3 protein-coding genes and 1 pseudogene are annotated in these 3334 nt (G+C 57.4%); 2 read left to right on the forward strand and 2 right to left on the reverse strand.

Features of this window, described 5'->3' with window-relative positions; genetic code table 11:
• Positions 1-678 (reverse strand): esterase (gene yjfP, locus RTY00_RS22290; protein ID WP_312666298.1); only part of this gene is annotated, 678 nt, incomplete at its 3' end.
• Positions 679-836: 158 nt separating this feature from the next.
• Between yjfP and RTY00_RS22295 the strand changes: the two genes are divergently transcribed.
• On the forward strand, positions 837-2768 hold the full coding sequence (locus RTY00_RS22295) for a Cache 3/Cache 2 fusion domain-containing protein (RefSeq protein ID WP_312666300.1): 1932 nt from the start codon (positions 837-839) through the stop codon (positions 2766-2768).
• 54 nt (positions 2769-2822) lie between these two features.
• On the forward strand, positions 2823-3149 hold the full coding sequence (gene bsmA, locus RTY00_RS22300; RefSeq protein WP_312666302.1) for a biofilm peroxide resistance protein BsmA: 327 nt from the start codon (positions 2823-2825) through the stop codon (positions 3147-3149).
• Here bsmA and RTY00_RS22305 read toward each other — a convergent pair.
• Positions 3123-3334, reverse strand: a pseudogene (locus RTY00_RS22305) (isovaleryl-CoA dehydrogenase); the annotation flags it as partial. The gene bsmA and the pseudogene RTY00_RS22305 sit on opposite strands and share 27 nt — an antisense overlap.

Here is a 3334-nt window from a genome sequence, read left to right on the forward strand (position 1 = left end):
TTCGGAAAGCGCGGTCATCTGTTGATCGAGTTGCGCCTCGCCTAACGCTTTCTGTAGACGCGCCGTTTCGGCAAAGGGCACAACTTCATCCGCTTCGCCGTGCCACAGCAGTAAAGGTCGATTCGCCAGTTTCTCCAGTTGCTCGCTGGGATCGTACGGCGCCAGCGGCGCTAAACGCGCGGTAAAAGCCTCTTTCTGTTCTGGCGTACGCGCCACCAGCGGCGGAAACAGCGTATGACTCAGCTGCATGAAGTAGCCGGAACCCATCAAACACGCCACGCTGTGGATTTGCGGATAGCGCGCCATTGCGCCCAGCGCGGTCATGCCGCCCATCGAGGCTCCCGCCACGGCAAAACGCTCATCGGCAATCCAGTCGTTATCGCGCAGCACCTTTTCCAGCAACGGCACTTCATCAATGTTCTGCTTAAGGATCTCCCAGAAGTGGGTCATGCGCGCGTCGGTATCGCCGTTATAGCGCGCGCCGTGCATGTCCGCATCGGGCATGATCACGCGGAAACCGGCCTGCGCCAGCGCCACGGCAAAGTAGCTGTAAACCTCTTTCGATGAGGTAAAACCGTGATAGAACAGCACCGTTGGTAAGCGCGCCTGGCGCTGCCCGGCCGGTGCTGCGTGAATACATTCGATGCCTGCCAGATTCTCCGTTGCCAACTCAATCATACCGCCTCCATTGAGAATGATTATCACTGGACTCAGTGTAAGCGCTGCCGGACAAAATGCGAGCCACTTCACATTAAGTTTGAATAATTTCTGCCCTAAACATTTAGCCCGCTTTGCCGTTGATCTTGTACCCCTTCAATAATCTCAAAAGGTACTTTATGAAGCGTCTTTCTCTCAGCGCCATGGGTCTCGGAATCAAGCTGTCTGTATTGACGTCTTTGAGCGTGGCAATTGTGCTATTTACTCTGACCTTAACCCTGAGCCATAACGCGGCACGTCAGCTGGAGCAGCTGGCAACCGATGATATGCAGAATCAGGTGCAAGGCATTAATGAAATGGCCACCATGTTCAACGCCACGCTGTCGGAAGAGGTGGCGAATTACACCAAACTGTTCCAAAGCTTCTTGCCAAAACGTTTTAGTCGCGACGACAGCGAACGTGTTCAGGTGGGCGAATTCAGCACGCCAACGCTGCGTGCGGGATTGAAAACCCTCAACCTCGATCAAATCGCGGTGGATGATTTTCTCGATCGCACCGGTGCGGTTTCCACCATCTTCGTGCGTGACGGCGAGGATTACATTCGTATCGCTACCTCGCTAAAAAAAGAGGATGGCAGCCGCGCGGTGGGCACCAAGCTGGATCGCAGCAGCGCGGCCTGGCGCAGCATCAATCAGGGCACGGTGTATCGCGGCCTGGCGACGCTGTTCGGCCATCGTTACATCACGCAGTATCAGCCGGTGCAGGATAGCAGCGGCACGGTGATCGCCATCCTGTTCGTCGGGGTGCAGATCGATGCGCAATACGCGCTGATGCGTGACAAAGTGCTGGCGCGCCATCTTGGCGACAGCGGCACCTTCTCGGTTTTGAACGGTGCGCCGGGCAGCAGCCAGGGCCAATATCTGTTTGATCGTCACGCTGAAGGCAAACTGCCGCGCTGGGATAACGCCACGCAGCAGCAACTGCTTAGCCAGCCGAAGGGATTAGTGGCGGTTGAACTGGATGGCGAAACCAAACTGCTGGCGTGGCAGCAGCTTCCCGGCTGGAACTGGGTTATCGCCGGTGAAGTGAGCCGTGCCAGCCTGCTGGCGCCAATCACGCACAGCCGTAACCTGTTTATGACGATTGGGCTGGCGCTGGTGATCGCTTTTGCCATGGGCTTTATGTGGTACAGCCGCCGCGCCATCACGCGTCCGCTGCAACAGGTGATTCATCTGGCAGAACAGTACGCCGCCGGTAATCTGCAGGCACATCTCGACTCTTCACGTCGTGATGAGATTGGTCAGTTGGTCAGCGCGATTAACGGAATTGGCGATGGGCTGGAGAAAGTGGTCAGTCAGGTGCGTTCGGCGGCGCGTGAAATCAGCAGCGGCACCGATACCATCGCTGCCAGCAGCTCCAGCATCAGCGAGCAGATTGGACGTCAGGCCAGCAGCGTGGAGGAAACCTCGGCCAGCATGGAGCAGTTTGGCGCCACCGTGGCACAAACCGCAGCCAATGTGCGTCAGGCGATGGCGCTGGTCGGTGAAGCGGCTAACACCGTGAATCACGGCGGCAGCACCGTGGCACGTTCGGTGGAAACCATGTCGGAGATTCGTGTGGCGTCGCAGAGCATCGCCGATATCACCCACGTGATTGAGTCGATTGCCTTCCAGACCAACATTCTGGCGCTCAATGCGGCGGTTGAAGCAGCGCGCGCAGGTGAACACGGTAAAGGCTTTGCGGTGGTGGCGGCGGAAGTACGCGCGCTGGCACAGCGCAGTGCCACGGCAGCCAAAGAGATTGATGGCTTGATTGCCAGCTCAATCGATAAAGTGGCGGCCGGCCATACGCTATCTGAGCAGACGCGCGATGCGATGAGCCATATCGTCAATCACATCGAGCAGGTTAAAACGCTGATGGGCGAGATCAATATTGCCGCGCAGGAACAGGCGGCGGGCATTGGTCAGGTGAATCTGGCGATGAATCACATCAGCCAGGCCACGCATCAAAGCAGCGATATGATTAACCAGTCAGAAACCACTGCCAATCATCTGAGTAAGAAAGGTCATCATCTGACGCAGCTGGTGAGCATTTTTCATCTGAAGGACTAAAAGCCACAGGAAGATGGCTTACACTTGAGCCATCTTCCTGCTTCAGGAGTTGCTATGCGTACTCTCTATTTGGCCATAACGCTGCTGCTCAGCGGCTGCGCCGCTTTCACCACCACGCCACAAGCTCCGCCGCCACCCACGCAGCAAGCGCAGGAGATTTCACGCGCGCAAAGTTATGGTCTGCCAAAGCTCGGCAATATCACCGCCACCACACGCGGATCGCCGGATGATGCGCAGCGCGCTATTGCCGCTAAGGCCAATCAGGCGGGCGCGGTTTACTATCAAATTCTAATGCTGGATGAAACCACCATTCCCAGCTTCTGGTACGCTACCGCCATTCTGTATGGCGCGCCGTCAAGCGGCACTGCAGCGCAACAGTAAGCGCGCGCAGAGATCGTCGCTCAATGCACGCGTGCCGCGCAGATCAAGATGCTGCTGACACCAGCCATCGGCCAGCGGCGGATCTGCCACTTTGAGCAGAATCGCGGCACTCGCCAGCTGCAGTAATTCGCGCGTGATCTCCCGCGCCTGCCCTTCGCGCGGATTCGCGAGCTGCAAGCGTAACT

Origin of the sequence: Pantoea sp. CTOTU49201 (assembly GCF_032054795.1) — a bacterium.
GTDB classification, from domain to species: domain Bacteria; phylum Pseudomonadota; class Gammaproteobacteria; order Enterobacterales; family Enterobacteriaceae; genus Pantoea; species Pantoea symbiotica.